General features: G+C 41.5%; 1 tRNA gene and 1 rRNA gene. Both read left to right on the forward strand.

Annotated features, from left to right (window positions below):
• Window positions 1-145: 145 nt before the first annotated feature.
• Window positions 146-262: ribosomal RNA gene (gene rrf, locus HMPREF2782_RS08445) — 5S ribosomal RNA — on the forward strand.
• Between the two features lie 64 nt (window positions 263-326).
• Window positions 327-401: transfer RNA gene (locus tag HMPREF2782_RS08450), tRNA-Asn, on the forward strand.
• Window positions 402-489: the final 88 nt, after the last annotated feature.

Raw genomic sequence — 489 nt, forward strand, 5'->3', positions numbered from 1 at the left:
AAATCTTGACTGGAAATATTTATAGCTATTGAATTAAAAGGGTTAAAAAGTTCGTCGGCTTGTTGACAAAGTTGCAAGCAACTTTGAAACACCGCGACATCTGACCTACCAACAATTTGTTACACAAATTGGGTTAGGATCATAATATGGTGACGATGGCAGAAGGGATACACCTGTTCCCATACCGAACACAGAAGTTAAGCCTTCTAACGCCGATGGTACTCGGAGGGAGACCTCCCGGGAGACTAGGAAGTTGCCAAACTTATAAAAATATCTTCTATTATTAATAATAGAAGATATTTATATAAGATTTTTTTATTTAGAGTGCTTAGGTAGCTCAATGGTGGAGCACCCGGCTGTTAACCGGTAGGTTGTGGGTTCGAGCCCCACCCTGAGCGCCAATGTTTCTTTAAATAGATATAGCTTCAAGTAGCTCATAACTTAGCAATTATTATAGCGCGGGATGGAGCAGCTTGGTGGCTCGTCGGG

Source organism: Anaerococcus sp. HMSC068A02 (genome assembly GCF_001811125.1).
In the GTDB taxonomy this organism is placed as follows: Bacteria; Bacillota; Clostridia; order Tissierellales; family Peptoniphilaceae; genus Anaerococcus; species Anaerococcus vaginalis_C.